This window comes from Mycobacterium sp. DL440, from assembly GCF_011745145.1.
GTDB lineage: Bacteria > Actinomycetota > Actinomycetes > Mycobacteriales > Mycobacteriaceae > Mycobacterium.
The window spans coordinates 5,294,945-5,310,906 of sequence record NZ_CP050191.1 but is presented as its reverse complement, the minus strand read 5'-3'; the positions used below and the strand labels follow the sequence as shown (position 1 = coordinate 5,310,906).

Here is a 15,962-nt window from a genome sequence, read left to right as displayed (position 1 = left end):
ATATTCCCCTCGATCCCTGTCCCCGAATTACCTGTCGATTACGGCTGCAGATCCGGGTACACCGCGATCTAATGTAGCCGCCGCTGCCACATGCAGCTGGCCCTGCTCGAAATCCGCCCCGACATGCACCGGAGCCGGACCCGCCGCGGCACCGCCGGCGGCCATGGCTTCCAGGTCGGGAGGCAGTGTCTTGGCGGCTTCGTCATCCTCACCGGCGCCCAGCGGATCGGCCGGCCCACCCACAGAATCCGTGGCAGGCAGACCACCGGCCTCGCCCTCTTCGGGCTCGCCCACCTGGTCCTCGCCGTCCTTCTCGCGATCCTTGGCGTGCTCGTCTTTCTCGTCGTCCTCGTCGCGGCCGTTCCGATCCTCGTCGTCTCGGTCGTCGGGGTCGACGCCGGTGCTGCCCGACGCCTTGTCGAGCTGGCCGGCATCGGCGGCGGGGCCGCCCGCCTGCCCGGCCGCTTGGCTGGCCATCTGCGCAGCCTGGGTCCCGGCCTGAGTGGCCGCCTGCGCCGCCTGTCCGGCAGCCTGGGTGATCCCGCCGAGGATTCCGCTGAGCGGGCTCACCAGCGAGCCCAGAATCCCGCCGAGGGCACCGGCCGCATTTGAGGCCGCATCGGGCGACGGGGATCCCGTACCTGACATGCCGGTGGGCATCGACGGCGCCGACGAGGAGCCCGACGGAGTGCCTCCCCCACCGCCGGTCGACGGGACACCGCCACCGCCACCCGACGGGAGGCCGCCCGACTCAGCATCGTCGCCCGACGGAGCATCGTCGCCCGTGGGACCGCCCGGATCCTTGGCTCCGGGATCCCCCGGTGCGGTCGGCACCTGGGGCTCGCCGGCCGGGGGCTGGAACTCCGCAGCGGTGGAGGTGGCGCCGCCGGCCAGGGTCTCGTACTGCGCCACCGTGGTCTGCAATACGGCCGCGTTCTCATCGATGTGGCCGCACAGAGTTCGGAGATCGCTGTTCGAGTCGCCGACGGCCTTGGCCACCATCGCGAACTCGGCCGCCATCTGGGCCGCCGTCCCGAAACCCGGAACGATTCCCGCGGTCGTGGTGAGCAGGCTCATCGCGCCCAGCCAGTCCGAGTGTCCGTCGAGGCTGTCGCGGGTGGCCGCGATCTGGCCGGCTTCGGTGGACAGCACCCCGGCCACCACGTTGTCCAACCCGAGCATCGTCTGGACCCGGCCGACCTGTTCGCTGTTGCGGCCCGCGTAGGCACTGGCCCCGCTGCTGTCCCAGCTGTCGTCCGGGAAGGCCGATACCAGCACCTGCCCTACCGCGCCCATCTTGTCGGCCCCCTCACCGAAACGTTGCCCGTTCTCCGGATCGCCGACTCCGGTGCTGTGCTTCATCGACTCGATGGTCTGCTGACCGGCGACCAGGATGGGCGACCGGGCGGCTCTGATCAGACGCCGGCCGATCTGCGATGCGATGAACTCTCCGACCTTCGCGGCATGCTCGGTCCACTTGAGATTGTTCTCGATCACGCCTTTGCCGAAATCGGCAATATCCCCCAGCAGTCCCATGCCCCGTATCCCCTTCGCCGGAACAGAGATTACCAGCGCATCCGACCCGGTCAGCGCACCAATTTCGCGTCTCCGACGGCCTCCGGACGACAGCCCCAGAACTCGCTCCGACCACCACCTATTGCAGTTGATTGGTCGTTTTTCCGGAAGCATCCGAGGGGGTGGGCCGCACTACAGTGCGGCATCCCCGGGGCACCGACCCAAGGGCACTTCGGGGTGTCGCCGAGCGCGCCGCCCACGCGCTCCGCGACCTGCTGCGGGATTTGCCATCCGAATTTGCTGCGACGTTAGTTCCGCCGGATTACGGACGGATCCTGCAAGCCGGACGGGTTGTAGTCGATACTTGAACACGGTCCAAGTTCCCTTGTGTGAGTTCCGGAGGAGATTCAGGCGTGCCCGACCCCGACGACACCTTGCGTAGAGAGCTCGGCTGGACGGGGCCGGAGGAATCACACTTCGAACCCGACACCCGGCCGACCCGCCGCAAACCCCCAGAGCCGCCGCCGTCGATACCTGGGCGGCCGCCGGTGGATTTCATACCGTCGAAGGCCCCGGCCGGTTCCGACTCCGACGATTCCGGCCAATCGCAGGTCGTACCCGTCGACCGTGACGCCGAGCGCGCCTCAGGTGTATGCCAACGGCACGGACGGATGCTGTGTTGGAGCGTACAGTGCCGGCGGAGAGATACACTCGCCGCATCGTAGGCCGCGTCAGAGGTGTCTAAGAGACAGCCGCCGGCCGGATGCGTGGGAGCAGAACCCGCCCGGCTGGCAGCTTCCGTCGCAGCGTCCGCCCGGACCCGGGGGCCCACCGCAGCGTCCGTACGGGCCACCACCCGGTCAGCCCTGGCCCGCCGAGGGCGGATTCGCACCGGATCCGGGTGCGGCCGCACCCGGCGTGCCGCCCCTGCCGACCGGGTCATACGCCGATCGCATCCGGGTCAACGACCTGGTTCCGCCGAAGCGTCAGCCACCGGGCAGCGGTTGGCGATTGTTCGTGTACCGGGCCAGTTTCGGGATGATCAATCCCGGCCCGTCGCCGGAAGACCTTCGGATGACCGAGTTGGAGACCAAGATCAAGGGTCTCCTGCGCGGCCACTACAAGGTCGGGGTGATGGGCAAGGGCGGGGTCGGCAAGACGACCGTCTCGGCCAGCGTCGGATCGATCTTCGCCCAGTTGCGCCAGGACGATCGCGTGGTGGCCATCGACGCCGACACGTCATTCGGCAAGCTCGGCAGCCGCGTTGATCCCGGGGCCCAGAGCTCGTACTGGGAGCTGGCCAACGACAAACACCTGGACTCGTTCGCCGACGTGCGCAGCCGGGTCGGCACCAACGCCGCGGGGCTTTTCGTCCTCGCGGGCGAGGGCACCCCGGCCCGCCGCCGGGTGCTCGACGCGGCCATCTACCGCGAGGCCACCACCCGGCTCGACAGGCACTTCTCCATCTCTGTGGTGGACTGCAGCTCGACCATGGACTCGCCGGTGACCCAGGAGGTCCTGCGCGATCTCGACGGCTTGATCGTGGTGTCCTCCCCGTGGGTCGACGGCGCCGCGACTGCCGGGCAGACCCTGGACTGGCTGGCCGCCCACGAGATGACGGACCTGTTGCAGCGCACCGTCGTGGTGCTCAACGACTCCGACGGCCACGCCGACAAACGCACGCGGACGATCCTGGCCGGGCAGTTTTCGGGTCAGGGTCAGCGGGTGATCGAGGTCCCGTTCGACGGGCATCTGCGGCCCGGTGGCGTCGTGGACCCGCGGGAGATGTCGACCCCGACGCGGCGCCGGTTCCTGGAGATCGCCGCGGCGCTGGCCGAGCACTTCCCGACGCATGACGAGCGGCGGGACCGCTAGCCGGGTCTGATCAGCGCATCGCGCCGATCAGCGCCTCCAGGGCGTGGACTGCGGGCGCGTCGACCGGGTACTCCGCCTCGGCGCGCGCCACGATGTCCTCGGAAACGCCGGCGGCCGTTGCGGTTTCACTGATCGTGAGATTCGACTGCCGACGGGCGGCATACAGTCGCTGCCCGAGCGTGGCGCCGGGGGCGGTGGCGGCAAGGGTGGTCAGCTCATCGATCTGGCGCCGCACCGCACTGAGCGCCTTGATCAGTGCCGGGGTCACCATGCTGAGCCGCGCCGCACGGGCGGCCACCGCCTCGAGCTGACGCAGGTCAGCCAGTACCGACGTGACCCGCGGCGTGAACTCCGGTTCCCCGACGGCGGGCAAGGTGGCGATCGTCGACTCGAGGGTGTTCACCGCGGTGAGGACCGCCTGGGCGATCAGCGGTACCTCGTCGCTGGCCGGCGGTGTGGTGGCCAATGGCACGGCGCCCGGTATCGCGGTGACCACGGTGGGCGGCTCGACGTGTGCCGGAGCGGGCATGGTCGGATCGGGTACCGGCCCGCCCTGTCGCAAGCGGGCGATGGTGCCCGGCGGCCAGCGCAACACCTCTTCGAGCTTGAGCCGAGTGCGCTCGCGGGGCCAGCTGCGGCCTTTCTCGAACGCGATGAGCGCCCCGGCGTTGATGATTCCGTCGGCGGCGAGGCTGCGCTGGCTGATGTCCAGTTCGCGGCGCCTGGCTGCGGCTGCAGCACCAGCGCGGATGAGTCCGACATCGAACTCGCCAGTGGCGAGATCGTACTCAGCGTCGGTCATACGGGGCTGTTTCCTCGCCGATGTGCTCAGCTTCAGCGCACGTGCCGAAGCGGTTGCCGGGACCTCTCAATCCTAACCCCAGACTGCAGCACCGCTACACCTTGGGTTTTTCTCATCTGTAGCAAACAACTTCGACGCTACGGCTTCTCAGCCGGACAAACCGCAGCCCTGCTACGGGTACATCGAAGTACCTGTCGGGGCCTGACGTGCGCATTTAGATCCATAGCGACTTTCCCCTGGTGGTTCCGCATCGTTACCAATGCAAATTTCCGTAGCGTTGCACCGCTGCGGTTGGAGCCAAACTGTTGCATTGCTACGGTTCTTGTTATAGCGTTCCCCTCAACGCGGTACACACCGCAACAGGAGCCCCAACAGGAGCAGCAGCATGAACGCACTCATGGCCAACGGCATCCCACTCGGTGTCTGCACCAGCAACCCGGAGCGGTGGACCTCCACGCCCGACGATCAGGCCAAGGTCATCTGCCGGGAATGCCCGCGGCGCTGGCTGTGCGCCCGGGAGGCCTGCGAACTGCCCCGCGCCGAAGGGCTTTGGGCCGGCATCATGGTTCCCGAGGCCGGCCGTGGCCGCAGCTTCGCGCTCAAGCAGCTGCGATCGCTGGCCGAGCGCAACGGCTACCCGGTGCGCAAGCTCGGCCTGGTCTTCCCCGAAGCCGCCTGATCCCGCTCGCGCAACACCAGATCTTTTTGTCTGGCCCTTTCCCTGCCGATTCGAGGGGACGGCAGGGCGAGGGCGAGTTTCCACCGGGGGAGGAATAGGGGCCCGGGGTATGTCGTTACACCCGCAGACGGTGCCGGGCATTGCCCCGGGCCCCACACCAGAACCGTCGCTTCGAGCGACCACTCGCCGCGAGGCGCAGTGACGGCACCGTCCCCGAACTTCTTTTTCGCCTACCGCTCGAGCGTGACGACCACCGCATCGAGCAGCCGGTCCACTTCGTCTTCGTCATACCCGCGCTGAAACATCGGCGGCTTCGGGAACACGATGTTGCGGACATCATCGGGTCCGAGGTGCCCGCGCCCGTCGAGCCTGCGGGCGACCAACGCCAGAAAATCGTCGACCGACTTCTTGTCGTAACCTCGCTTGCCCAGCGGCGGCTTCGAAAATTCGGTGGTCCGAACAGCTTCGGCAGTCAATCCCCCGGTCATGCCCGTCATGCTAACCGCGCGCCGGTTCAGCCGAACGCGGTTACCGTCAGGTTCATGAGCAACACCGATACGGCGCCTACCGAAGTCACGTGCGCCAACTCGGAGTTCACCGGGGTGCTGCACCCGCGCGAGGTGCCGCTGGGTGGACCGCGCGCGATCCTGGTCCGGCGCACCCTGCCGCAACGGGACCGGTCCATGATCGGTGCCTGGTGTTTCGCCGACCACTACGGCCCGTACGACACCCGAACCGGCAGAGGCATGGATGTGCCGCCCCATCCGCACACCGGTTTGCAAACGGTGAGTTGGCTTTTCGAGGGCCTCATCGAACACCGCGACAGCGCCGGAGTCCACGCCATGGTCCGACCCGGCGAGCTCAACCTGATGACGGCCGGAGCTGGGATCTGCCACTCGGAGGTCTCGATGCCCGAGGCGCCGATCCTGCACGGCGTGCAGCTGTGGGTCGCGCTGCCCGGTGCCGCCCGCGACACCGGCCGCGACTTCGCCCACTACGCGCCGCCGCCGCGGACCGTCGACGGCGCCACCGTCCGGGTGTTCCTCGGCGAGCTGGCCCAGTCGCAGTCGCCGGTGCACACCTTCACTCCGCTGCTGGGCGCACAGATCGACCTCGACCCGGGTGCCGAGTTGACGCTCGACGTCGATCCGGCCTTCGAACATGGCGTGCTGCTCGATCAAGGTGCGATCGAGGTGTGCGGCACCACGCTGGCCGTCGCCGATCTGGGATATCAGGCCCCCGGGCGTACCCAGCTGCATTTGGTCAACCGCGGCGGCGACCCGGCCCGGGCGCTTCTGCTCGGCGGGACACCGTTCACCGAGGAACTGGTGATGTGGTGGAACTTCGTCGGCCGCAGCCACGACGACATCGCGGCCTACCGCGAACTCTGGCAGGCCAACGATGCACGCTTCGGCGATGTACAGGGCTACAGCGGCAACATCCCGCGGCTACCCGCACCGCCCTTGCCGAATGGACGGCTCAAGCCGCGGCCGCGCCCGGCGGGCTAGAGATTCAGGTACTCGCGTTCAAATACTCCGACGTGCTGCCGCCCACCGGCATCTCGGGCAGTCCGAGCTTGCGGTGGTCCCAGCTGCGCAGCCGGCTGGGCACCACCCGCACCGCGATGCGGTTGTTCATCATCTGGTCGACAAACGGGCGCATCTCGTCGGTGTAGGGGCCGGTGTAGCGCTCCCACACGCTGATGCCCACCCGCAGAATGGTTTCCGGATCGTCGACGATCTCGGCGGTGCCGTCGATCGACACCCCGCGCAGGGTGTTGTAGGTGTCGCCGTCCTCGATCATCACCGTGATCGTGGGGTCGCGACGCAGGTTGACCGCCTTCTGCGACTTGGCTTTTGTCTCGAACCAGATCTCACCGTCGAGCACCGCGTACCACATGGCGACCAGGTGAGGTCGGCCACTGGGCAGCACCGTGGCCATCGTCGCGGTCCGGCTGCGTTCGATGAATTCGGCGATCTCGTCGTCGCTCATGACGATCTTCGTGCGCTCGTTCGTGCCCACCTGGTCACCTCTCTGATCGGTCAGCCCACCATAGCCACGGCCTCACAGCGACCTGCGAACGCGGTCGGTAACCGGACCTGCCGGCTACAGGACGCCGAACTGTGAGGTCACCCAACGGACCGGATCCACACACCGGAACGGGGCAATACCCCTGGCGTGCAACCGGTTTCCGGTGGGCGGATGCCCGAGCGCGGAGACTGCGAAGTACCGGCTGGCCAGCCGGGCACCTGCGGACGGGTTCTCCACTGCCGCCACGATCGAGCCGCCGTGCAGACGGACCAGCAGGCTGCGCACCTCCTGGTCCAGCAGTTGACCGTCGACGTCGTCGTATTGCTTGCCGTCGGAGGTGTCCCGCAGGAAGGCCGCTCCCCCGTTGGACATGACGAGGGCCCATTCCGAACCCTGCACGTCGCGCAGCGCCCGCAGCACGTCGAACTTGGACAGGATCACCGCGAGCTTGGGCTGACCGGGGTTGACCGCCACCAGCAGATTGCCCAGGACCGACCGCGGCTCCCCACCGCTGAACGGCTGGGGCGGCAGCAGATCCTGCAACTGATCGCGGATGGCCTTGACCCGTAGCGGGTCGAACATGAAGAACACCGCATCGGCGTGGCCGAAGAACTGAAAGGGTGGCGCGCGCAGGTCACCGTTCTCCAAGTCCTCGCCCGCCACGTCGCGCAATACCAAGAACCGGCGCACGCCATGCCAGACACCGATCGAGAACACCAGGGGCTCACGCTGATTCGGGGCCTGGGTGTGCACTGTCGGGGTGGGAGGCAACAGGCCCCGCTGCACGTACAGCGGCCCCTCGTAGTTGGTGGCGTAGTTCTGGGCGGTGGCCCGGGTAACCGGTTCCAACACCACACCGAAGCGCTCGCAGAGCAATTCCAACTGCTTGATCAGCACCGCGATGTAGAGGCTCTTGCCGGTCGCCCGCGCGCCGGCCAGCGCGATACAGATGGCGTGGCCCTCCCGAAAACCCTCGGGGAGGGTGAAGTGGCAGACGGGACAGATCTCCACCGCGGCGCCCTGCAACGCCCGGTTGGCCTCAGACGTCGGCGGCGGCGGACCGTTGTAGCCCGGGCTTCGGGTCCAGGTGTACAGCGGACCGCAGTCGGCGGGTGCACCCACATAGGCCGAGGCGACGTCGTCGCGGTACCGGGTACCGCCGGCCTGGGCGGGCAGGGTCCACAGGTGGTTGTTGGGACTCAACAGGGTGAAGCAACGCGGGCACTTACTCATGTCAGCCCCGGCTCCCCCTCAGTCGCTCCGCCAGCGACGGACTCTCACTCCGCCGCGTCAGCAGCCTGTTCACCATCTTGCGGTACCCGCGCATCGTCCCCTCAGAGGAATCACCCGACAACTGCGCCATCAACACCACCACGGATTCGGCGTCGGCGCCCCCCATGGTGGCAGCCAGCTTGCCGGCCAGCACGCCCGCGAGCTCATCCACCGGATCAAGGACATAAGCGGCGGACTCGGCTGCCGCGGTGCGCAGCAGGCTGATCGCCACCACCGTCACCGGCGCCAACAGACCGCCGTCGACCAACGGTAGTACTCGATCCACCGCCTGTGTGCCGCAACCGGTTTCGGCAGCCAACGCGTTGCAGGCCTGCGGATAGGGCTGCCCGGCGAGCACGCCCAACAGCGCGAACGCCAGCAGCCGCACCGAGAAATCCTTGTGGACCGACTCCGGTTCCACCTCGGCCAGCACCTGATCCCACAGCGGCGCATAGGAGCCCTGGTGGGTGTGCAGGTAGCGCTGCTGCAGCCAGTCCCGCGGCTCGATGTGGCGAACCGCCGCGCAAGCCACCACCACACCGTCGCCGTCATCGTTGTCGTCGATCACCTTGCCGGCCAACTGCTGCAGCACGGCCGAATCCGCAGCACCCACGAGCGTGCGCACCGCAGCCCGGCCCGGCAGCGGGGCGGCCCCGACCGCCAGCAGCAGGTCCGACGGATTCCAGACTGAGGCCGACGCAGCGGCCTCGAAATTCTCCGGATCGGTCACCCGCAGCCACCACAACTGCGCACCGGCATCGCCCGGCTGCCGCGCTCCGCGACGACGCGACCGCAGCCCGCGCAGCGCAGCCCGGATCCACACCGCATCCCAGGGCTGGGCGCGGGCGAGTTCGGCAGGCTCGGGCACCGGGCCGGCCTCGGCGAGCCAGTCCAGGAGATCGTCACCGATGGCGCTGCCGTCGGTGTCGCCCTCGCCTAGCAACCAGACGCCCAACGACAGCCGATCGGCGGTACTGATCAAACCGCGCACCCCCGGATCGGCCAGGCCGGGCACCACATCGGCGACCAACGCCGCCTGCAGCCGGTCATCGACGACCCCCGCCCGTAACAGCAGGTCAACGACCCTCAGCAACCGGTCGGCGCCCTGCTGCCGGCCGCGATCCAGGGCCGGCCCGATGGCCACCCGCAGTGACGAAGGGGTTGGTTTCCCGTGAAACATTCTCGGCCCCAACGGGATTGGTCCGTCTTGGGCCATCCACGCGTCGTCGACGATGGCCCGGGCGAAGTAGGTGGCGTCGGCGTACGTCGCCCCGGCTCCGTCCGGCAACTCGTGCCGCGCCCGCCAGGCGTCGGCTGTGGTGACACCGACCACCGCCGCGAGCACATCGGCGATGATGTGGGCCGCCTCGGACCCGACCAGTGCACCCGCCGGAGAATGCGCGGCGATCACCTCGTGGGCCTCGGCCTGCGCGTCGGCGAATTCCGGGTGTCCGGCCACCGCCATCGCGATCGGCCAGGCCGGATGCAGCCCGTCATCGCGTACCTGGCTGGACAACGTGTCGATGTCGTCGAGAACCCCGCGCGCCGAGGCCACGTCGAGAAGCACCACCTGCGCCATCACCGACCACCGGGTCACCTCGATCCGGTGCCCGCCCGCAGTGCGGTGCGGATCGCCGCCGAGCTCACCCAGCGACACGGTCTCGGATTCGCTGATCACCACCAGGCCCGGTTCGACCGCAGGAAGGTCTTCGATCGGCACCGCGCTCAGCACCTGCCCGCCGTGCAGCGCAATCTGCTCGGCCCGATCGAACGTGGAAAAGCTCAGTCTCGCCGCGGTTCCCGGCGACATCAGGAAACTCACCAACCCGATCCACTGTGCTGCCGCATCCGGGGACTGCACGCCCAGCACCACCGGCGGCCCACCTCCCAGCGCCGCAGCCACCGCATCCAGGAGCGCGAACAGCGTTGCCAGCCGCCAGGTGGTGGTGTCCAGCGCGAACGCGACCACACTGTCCTTGGTCACCGCCTCGCCCAGCTCCGGCAGGTCCCCGGGGAGTTCGGCACGGGCCACCGCGGCGGCGCCGTATGGATGGAGCCAGTGCGGTGACCGCCATCGCTGGATGGCCCGGCAGCGCGGGTGGGTGTCGGGTGCGCGATCCAACAATACGTGGGCGAACACGTTGCCCGGCCGGCCCGTGCTGTCCGACCCGGCCGGGAAGGTGTGCCAGTAGCCTGCGCCGTCAGGGCCGTCGCGGTACGCCAGGCGACGCGGCCCCTGCTCGAGCTGCTCCGGGGTGGGGAAATCAGGCGGCTGCCCCACCGGTCGGAAGACCGTGTGTACCCCAGCCATCAACACCTGCGTCTCCGCGGGCGTGAGCCCACCGCTGGTTTCCTTGAGCTGCCAGCCACCGACAGTCCCGACGGCATCGAACGACGTGTAGGCGAGCTGGCCGTAGCGCGACGTCATAACACCGTCGTGGTGAGCTGCAAGGTCTGCGCCGGCGGGTCCAGCAGCGCGACCGTGCGCAGCTGGAGCGGGTCGGTGATGTTCAGGAACAGCCGGATCCAGCCGTGCAAGCCACTGACGTTGGCGGCCCACAGTTCGCCGGCGCCCGACGCCGTCGCCGCCGTCCAGCGCAGGTGCTTGGACGGGTGATCCGCCAGCTGTCCCTGTGCGTCCAGCGGAGCGACGTCGACGGGCTGCCCGTCATGCACGCTCAACGGCATCCGCTGCGGATTGTTGACCAGAACGAACGCCGGCGAGCCCGGCACTTCGTATTCCGAACGCACCGCGACGGTGGCCGTGGTGGGGTAGCCACCGGCGTCGCGCCCGATCCGCACCGCGTACTGCAGCCTCAACATGCCCGCGTACTCGATGCTGGCCACCGGTCCGGTGACCCGTCGCCCGCCGGAGAACGCCACCGGCGCCAGGTGCAGTGAACATCCGCTCACCGGAAGCGCACCGGTCAGGTGCATGCCGCCGTACTTTTCGTAGTCCTCCAGCGAGATCTCGAAGGACCGGCCGGTCAAGCCGGCCCGGGGGTCATGCCCCTTGGACGCGAGAGTCGCCACCACGCCCGCCGCACCGGCCGGCCATTCGAACGTCAACACCTGCTTGTTGCAGTACTCGACGAGTTCGACATCGCGGATGGTTCCGGTGTGGACCGCCGACACGGTGCGGCCCAGCACAGCCCGTCCGGCCAGGATTGTCACCGGCGTGACGTAGGCCCGGCTCCAGCCCTGGGGCCAGGGCACCCCGGTCATCAGCGTGCGGTTGCTGCCGTCGGGTTGTGCCTGAGTGGCCACCGGCTGCCGCAGCCGCAGGTCCGGGGCCAGCCCCACCTGCTCGAGGGCGTTCTCGGGAAGTTCGGTGGAGACACCGCCGGCGCTCGGACCGGTCTGGCTCAGATAGATGGACACCTCCGCCCCGGGTGACTCCCAGGACACGTCGAACGACTCGCCGTCGAACGCGGTGTCCACCGAGATGTCGGTGACCGCGGCGAGCACCGCCGACACCTCGATGTCGGCGTCAACCGGCTCGGACTGCTGCACGCCACCGTCGACCTCGACCACGCACCGCACCCGGTAGCGATAACGCATACCCCGGGCCGCCCCCGAGTCGACGAACCCGGTCCGGTGCTCGCCTTCGGCCAGGATCCGGTAGCGCGCCTCGTCGATCACGGATCCGTCGGCCTCATCGCGCGGGATGCGGTACACGTGTACGGAGCTCGCCGCGGGCGGTGCCGTCCACTTCCCGATCACCAGGCCGCCGTCCTCCCGGATGGAGACATCACCCGGCTGGGCGACCAGCACCCCGCCTGCATGCAGCACCGGCCGGGTGCTCAGGGCATCCGCGCGCGACGTTCCGGTGATGACCCAGACCTGGTAGTAGCGCACCGGCCCGGTCAACGGCCGGTCGTCACTGGCTGCCGACAACGGTGTCGCGGCGACGAGGTCGGCGTTCTCCGATGATCTGGGCGCCCGGTCCTCGGCGCTGACGACCCGGTACAGCACCACTCCCCCGTTGGCCTGATAGTCCGGCCAACTCAATTCGACGACCCCGGGGCGGGACTCGCCGTGGCGGAACGCGATCGGGTGCACACCGGCTGCGGACGGCGCCTGCTGCGGCGGGCTGTCCGGGGCCCGGTTTTCCAGCTCGGCGAGCAATCGGGCCATCTCTTCGGCGTGCTCGGCGACCGAACCCGGCAACATCTCGCGAATCTGCTCAACTTCGGTGCGCCCGGACCGCAGCACGAGCCGCAGGTGGGCTTCCTTGAAACTGCGAGCCGCGACCGCGCCGGAATCGACCAGTTGCTGACGCCAGGCCAGCAACGGCGCCAGCCGGGGATCCGCGTCGTCGGGATCCTCGACGGGATACAGATCGGGCATCAGAACACCAAATCCCCGCCGGACATGAGCGCTACGCGTCACCTGCTCCGGCAGCTCGAACAGCGCGAACTCCTGAGGTGTCAGGCCCACACTGGCCTGCACACCCCAGAAACGCTACCGCAGCGGCGGCCTGGTCACCGCCACATGGTGGGCCGGGCCGATGCGATGGTTTCTGCGCCACGGCATAAGTTTCTTGCGCCACGGCATAAGTTCGGTACATGCCTTCTGCCAGCTCGTCGGCCGGCGACGACGTGTGGGAAGTGATGCCCGCGGCGTTCATCGGTCATGGCAGCCCGATGAATGCGATCGAGTCCAACCGCTTCACCGCGGCCTGGCGCCGATTCGGACAGACCGCGCCGCGGCCCCGGGCAATCCTGGTGATCAGTGCGCACTGGTACATCAATGCGACCGCGGTCACGGCGATGGCGCGTCCGCGCACCATCCACGACTTCTACGGATTCCCGCGTGAGCTGTTCGAGGTCCAGTACCCGGCCCCGGGGTTGCCGGAGCTGGCCGAGGAGGTCAGCGACGTGGTGAAGCCGACCTGGGTGGGTGCCGATGTGGACAGCTGGGGCATCGACCACGGCACCTGGTCGGTGCTGGTGCACGCCTTTCCCGACGCGTCCATACCTGTTGTGCAACTGGCGATCAACGCCAACGAGCCGGCCGAATACCACCTGCAACTCGGCGCCAAGCTGGCGCCGCTACGTGCGCGCGGCGTGCTGATCGTGGGCAGCGGCAACATCGTGCACAACCTCGCCGGCATGGACCCCGCCCGTCCCTCGGACGGCTTCGCCTGGGCCGAGCGGTTCGACGACGCCGCACGAGAACAACTCACCCACTCCCCCGCCGGTGTCCTCAATCTCGAGGCACATCCGGACTACGCGGCCGCCGTTCCCACCCCGGACCACTTCATCCCGATGCTGTACTTCGCCGGGCTTGCCGGTGCCGCAGCAGATTCCGGTGGGTCGGTAGACACCCTGGTCACCGGCTACACCTACGGGTCGTTGTCGATGACGTCCCATGTACTGCGCTGAGGCAGCTCAATTCGTCGAACCCACGCGGACGCGCACGCTATGGTGACGGGCGTGTTGGGCCATGACAAGCGAGTGAACCCCGTCGGGGTGTAGGCGAACGTGCGCGGAATCATCCTCGCCGGCGGTTCCGGCACACGACTTCATCCGATCACGACGGGCGTCAGCAAGCAGCTGCTGCCGGTGTACGACAAGCCGCTCATCTATTACCCGCTGTCCACCCTGATCATGGCCGGCATTCGCGACATCCTGGTGATCACCACACCGGTCGATGCCCCAGCGTTCCAACGGCTTCTGGGTGACGGCTCGGCCTTCGGGGTGAACCTGACCTACGCAGTCCAACAACAGCCCGAGGGCCTGGCTCAGGCATTCATCATCGGTGCCGAGCACATCGGCACCGATTCAGTGGCACTTGTGTTGGGCGACAACGTCTTCTACGGCCCTGGTCTGGGAACGAGCCTGCGGCGGTTCCAAAACGTCAGCGGTGGAGCGATATTCGCGTACTGGGTGGCGAACCCGACGGCCTACGGCGTCGTCGAATTCGACTCGGACGGGTCCGCGCTGTCGCTTGAGGAGAAGCCGGTCGTCCCCAAATCCCAATACGCGGTGCCCGGGCTGTACTTCTACGACAACGACGTCATAGAAATAGCGCGATCGCTCCATAAATCAGCCCGCGGCGAATACGAGATCACCGGGATCAATCAGACCTACCTGAGCCAGGGCCGGCTCTCCGTCGAGGTATTGGCCCGCGGCACCGCGTGGCTGGACACCGGCACCTTCGACTCGTTGTTGGACGCCAGTGACTACGTCCGCACCATCGAACGCCGCCAGGGGCTCAAAATCGGTGTCCCCGAGGAGATCGCGTGGCGGGAGGGCTACATCGACGACGCCCAACTGGCCGCGCGCGCCAAAGAACTGCCCAAATCCGGATACGGCAACTATCTGTTGGAGCTGTTGGCGCGCAAGTAGCTGCGAAGCATGAACCTTAGAGTTACCTTAAATTTCTCTTATTTTTCTTAAGTTATGTGTAGGGTCGCTACCTGTGGACCCGAACAATGGGATACGCGACGACGGCAGGGCACAACGCGGCCGCACGCCCCAGCTGCTGCCGATCCCCGCCGCCGCATCGGCCTACCGCCTCGTCTACAAACGTATCGATGCACTGCTCCGCGGCCGCGCCGACGTCGCTCCACTGCCGGTGCCGGCATGTCCCGCCTGGACCGTCCGCCAGACCGTCGCACATCTGACCGGCGTCGCCCACGACATCGTGTCACTCAACTTGGAAAACAAGGCCGCCGACTCCTGGACGCAAGCGCAGGTCGACCGTCTCGATGGACACAGCATCGACGAACTACTCGACCAATGGCAGCAGGCCATCGACTCGGTGACATCGACCCTCACCATGGCCCCCGAAGCGTCCGCGTGCCAGCTGGTTTTCGATACCCTGACCCATGAGCACGACATCCGCGGTGCTCTGGGCGAGCCGGGTTCGCGCACAGGCGATCTCGCGTTCAACGCTGCACTCGCATTCGTCACGGCCATGGGCGACCAATTCATCCGACAAGGGAAGCTGCCAGCGCTCCTATTGACCACCCCGGCCGTTGGTACCGTCCAACTCGGCCAACCGCACACCGCGCATGGTCAGATCGCCCTCGATATCTCTGATTTCGAAGCCCTCCGATCCTTCGGCGGACGACGCAGTCTCCGACAGTTGTCCCAACTACCCTGGGATGGAGATCCGACACACCTGTTCCCCGCCTTCACCCACCTGCTGCCCGCCTTCAGCAATGACGGACTACGACCGCCAACCGACGACCTCATCGAATGATCCAATGCAGATGAAAGTTCTTGTCGCCAAGAGGCCGACGCCGCCGCGCCAAACCGATGACACTTGGTCAGCCATACAAGGAGAGATCGTCGTGGCACCGCTCGTGTGCCGGGACCGCGGCTGTCACTGCGATCGAGTGCATCAAGGCGTCATCTCGCACGGCTACTCAACCGAAGTTGAGGTACGCGAGGTGGATTCCTCTCCAGGCGTCCTGATCGCGGCATGCCGGTCGCATCTCGATTCCAGTCAGTGGGCCGCCGTTGTCGAGAATTCGGCCGAACTCGAAATTTTGGCGGAAGACCTAATCAGCGCCATGGCTCAGACTGCGGCCCACCACTCAACTGGGACCGCCCTGCGTATGGCCTTCGATCATCGAACGTCCAAGTGGCTTTACACGACGGTGGCGTGAGACCCACAGCGGATCCGCCATACCTGACCAGTCGCACCGAGATGCTGGCCATCATCCTGGGCGCACTATTCGTCGCCGAGGTGATCTCGGTCGTCCTGAGGCCTCAGTACCAGCTACGGGTGCCGCGCCGGGCCAAACACAAAGGCCGTGAACTCAACTGAGTTCAC

At 67.6% G+C, this 15,962-nt stretch carries 14 protein-coding genes and 1 pseudogene; 8 read left to right on the top strand and 7 right to left on the bottom strand.

All coding sequences use genetic code 11. The features are described 5' to 3' along the window. Window positions 1-27: 27 nt before the first annotated feature. Entirely contained in the window at window positions 28-1,536 is a 1,509-nt protein-coding gene (locus HBE63_RS25905) for an EspA/EspE family type VII secretion system effector (RefSeq protein ID WP_166907455.1), read from the bottom strand. A gap of 392 nt (window positions 1,537-1,928) precedes the next feature. Between HBE63_RS25905 and HBE63_RS25900 the strand changes: the two are divergent. Further along, window positions 1,929-3,390: pseudogene (locus tag HBE63_RS25900) on the top strand (MinD/ParA family protein). A 10-nt stretch (window positions 3,391-3,400) separates the two neighbouring features. Here HBE63_RS25900 and HBE63_RS25895 read toward each other — a convergent pair. After that, window positions 3,401-4,192 (bottom strand): transcriptional regulator, encoded by a 792-nt coding sequence (locus HBE63_RS25895; protein ID WP_166907453.1) that lies wholly within the window; start codon window positions 4,190-4,192, stop codon window positions 3,401-3,403. Between the two features lie 385 nt (window positions 4,193-4,577). Between HBE63_RS25895 and HBE63_RS25890 the strand changes: the two genes are divergently transcribed. Continuing rightward, window positions 4,578-4,871 carry a WhiB family transcriptional regulator gene (locus HBE63_RS25890; RefSeq protein WP_064878633.1) on the top strand — a complete coding sequence of 98 codons (294 nt, stop codon included), beginning with the start codon at window positions 4,578-4,580 and terminating at the stop codon, window positions 4,869-4,871. A 230-nt stretch (window positions 4,872-5,101) separates the two neighbouring features. Here the strand turns inward: HBE63_RS25890 and HBE63_RS25885 are convergent, their stop codons facing one another. Further along, entirely contained in the window at window positions 5,102-5,368 is a 267-nt protein-coding gene (locus HBE63_RS25885; RefSeq protein WP_166907451.1) for a DivIVA domain-containing protein, read from the bottom strand. 45 nt (window positions 5,369-5,413) lie between these two features. On the opposite strand from HBE63_RS25885, the gene HBE63_RS25880 reads away from it, so the two are divergent. Then, window positions 5,414-6,379: a pirin family protein gene (locus tag HBE63_RS25880; RefSeq protein WP_166907449.1), complete on the top strand. Its 966-nt coding sequence runs from the start codon at window positions 5,414-5,416 to the stop codon at window positions 6,377-6,379. Window positions 6,380-6,383: 4 nt separating this feature from the next. Here the strand turns inward: HBE63_RS25880 and HBE63_RS25875 are convergent, their stop codons facing one another. The 4 genes from HBE63_RS25875 to HBE63_RS25860 all read right to left on the bottom strand — a co-directional run bounded on the left by HBE63_RS25875 (window position 6,384) and on the right by HBE63_RS25860 (window position 12,524). Next, a complete protein-coding gene (locus HBE63_RS25875; protein WP_166907447.1) occupies window positions 6,384-6,893 on the bottom strand; it encodes a pyridoxamine 5'-phosphate oxidase family protein in 510 nt (169 codons plus the stop codon). A gap of 84 nt (window positions 6,894-6,977) precedes the next feature. Further along, entirely contained in the window at window positions 6,978-8,135 is a 1,158-nt protein-coding gene (locus HBE63_RS25870; protein ID WP_166907445.1) for a hypothetical protein, read from the bottom strand. A 1-nt stretch (window position 8,136) separates the two neighbouring features. Then, a complete protein-coding gene (locus tag HBE63_RS31205) occupies window positions 8,137-10,602 on the bottom strand; it encodes a hypothetical protein (protein ID WP_208301212.1) in 2,466 nt (821 codons plus the stop codon). Continuing rightward, complete coding sequence (locus HBE63_RS25860) at window positions 10,599-12,524, bottom strand: hypothetical protein (RefSeq protein WP_166910211.1); 1,926 nt, start codon at window positions 12,522-12,524, stop codon at window positions 10,599-10,601. The genes HBE63_RS31205 and HBE63_RS25860 overlap by 4 nt, the downstream gene beginning before the upstream one ends. 263 nt (window positions 12,525-12,787) lie before the next feature. Here HBE63_RS25860 and ygiD point away from each other — a divergent pair, with 263 nt between their 5' ends. The 5 genes from ygiD to HBE63_RS25835 all read left to right on the top strand — a co-directional run bounded on the left by ygiD (window position 12,788) and on the right by HBE63_RS25835 (window position 15,956). Continuing rightward, complete coding sequence (gene ygiD / locus HBE63_RS25855) at window positions 12,788-13,561, top strand: 4,5-DOPA dioxygenase extradiol (RefSeq protein WP_166910209.1); 774 nt, start codon at window positions 12,788-12,790, stop codon at window positions 13,559-13,561. Window positions 13,562-13,660: 99 nt separating this feature from the next. Beyond that, window positions 13,661-14,527 (top strand): glucose-1-phosphate thymidylyltransferase RfbA, encoded by an 867-nt coding sequence (gene rfbA / locus HBE63_RS25850; protein ID WP_166907443.1) that lies wholly within the window; start codon window positions 13,661-13,663, stop codon window positions 14,525-14,527. 73 nt (window positions 14,528-14,600) lie between these two features. Further along, complete coding sequence (locus tag HBE63_RS25845; protein WP_166907441.1) at window positions 14,601-15,386, top strand: maleylpyruvate isomerase family mycothiol-dependent enzyme; 786 nt, start codon at window positions 14,601-14,603, stop codon at window positions 15,384-15,386. Continuing rightward, window positions 15,346-15,795, top strand: coding sequence for a hypothetical protein (locus HBE63_RS25840; protein ID WP_166902209.1), 450 nt, complete (start codon window positions 15,346-15,348; stop codon window positions 15,793-15,795). The genes HBE63_RS25845 and HBE63_RS25840 overlap by 41 nt, the downstream gene beginning before the upstream one ends. Next, window positions 15,792-15,956 carry a hypothetical protein gene (locus HBE63_RS25835; protein ID WP_166902207.1) on the top strand — a complete coding sequence of 55 codons (165 nt, stop codon included), beginning with the start codon at window positions 15,792-15,794 and terminating at the stop codon, window positions 15,954-15,956. The genes HBE63_RS25840 and HBE63_RS25835 overlap by 4 nt, the downstream gene beginning before the upstream one ends. Window positions 15,957-15,962 lie beyond the last annotated feature (6 nt).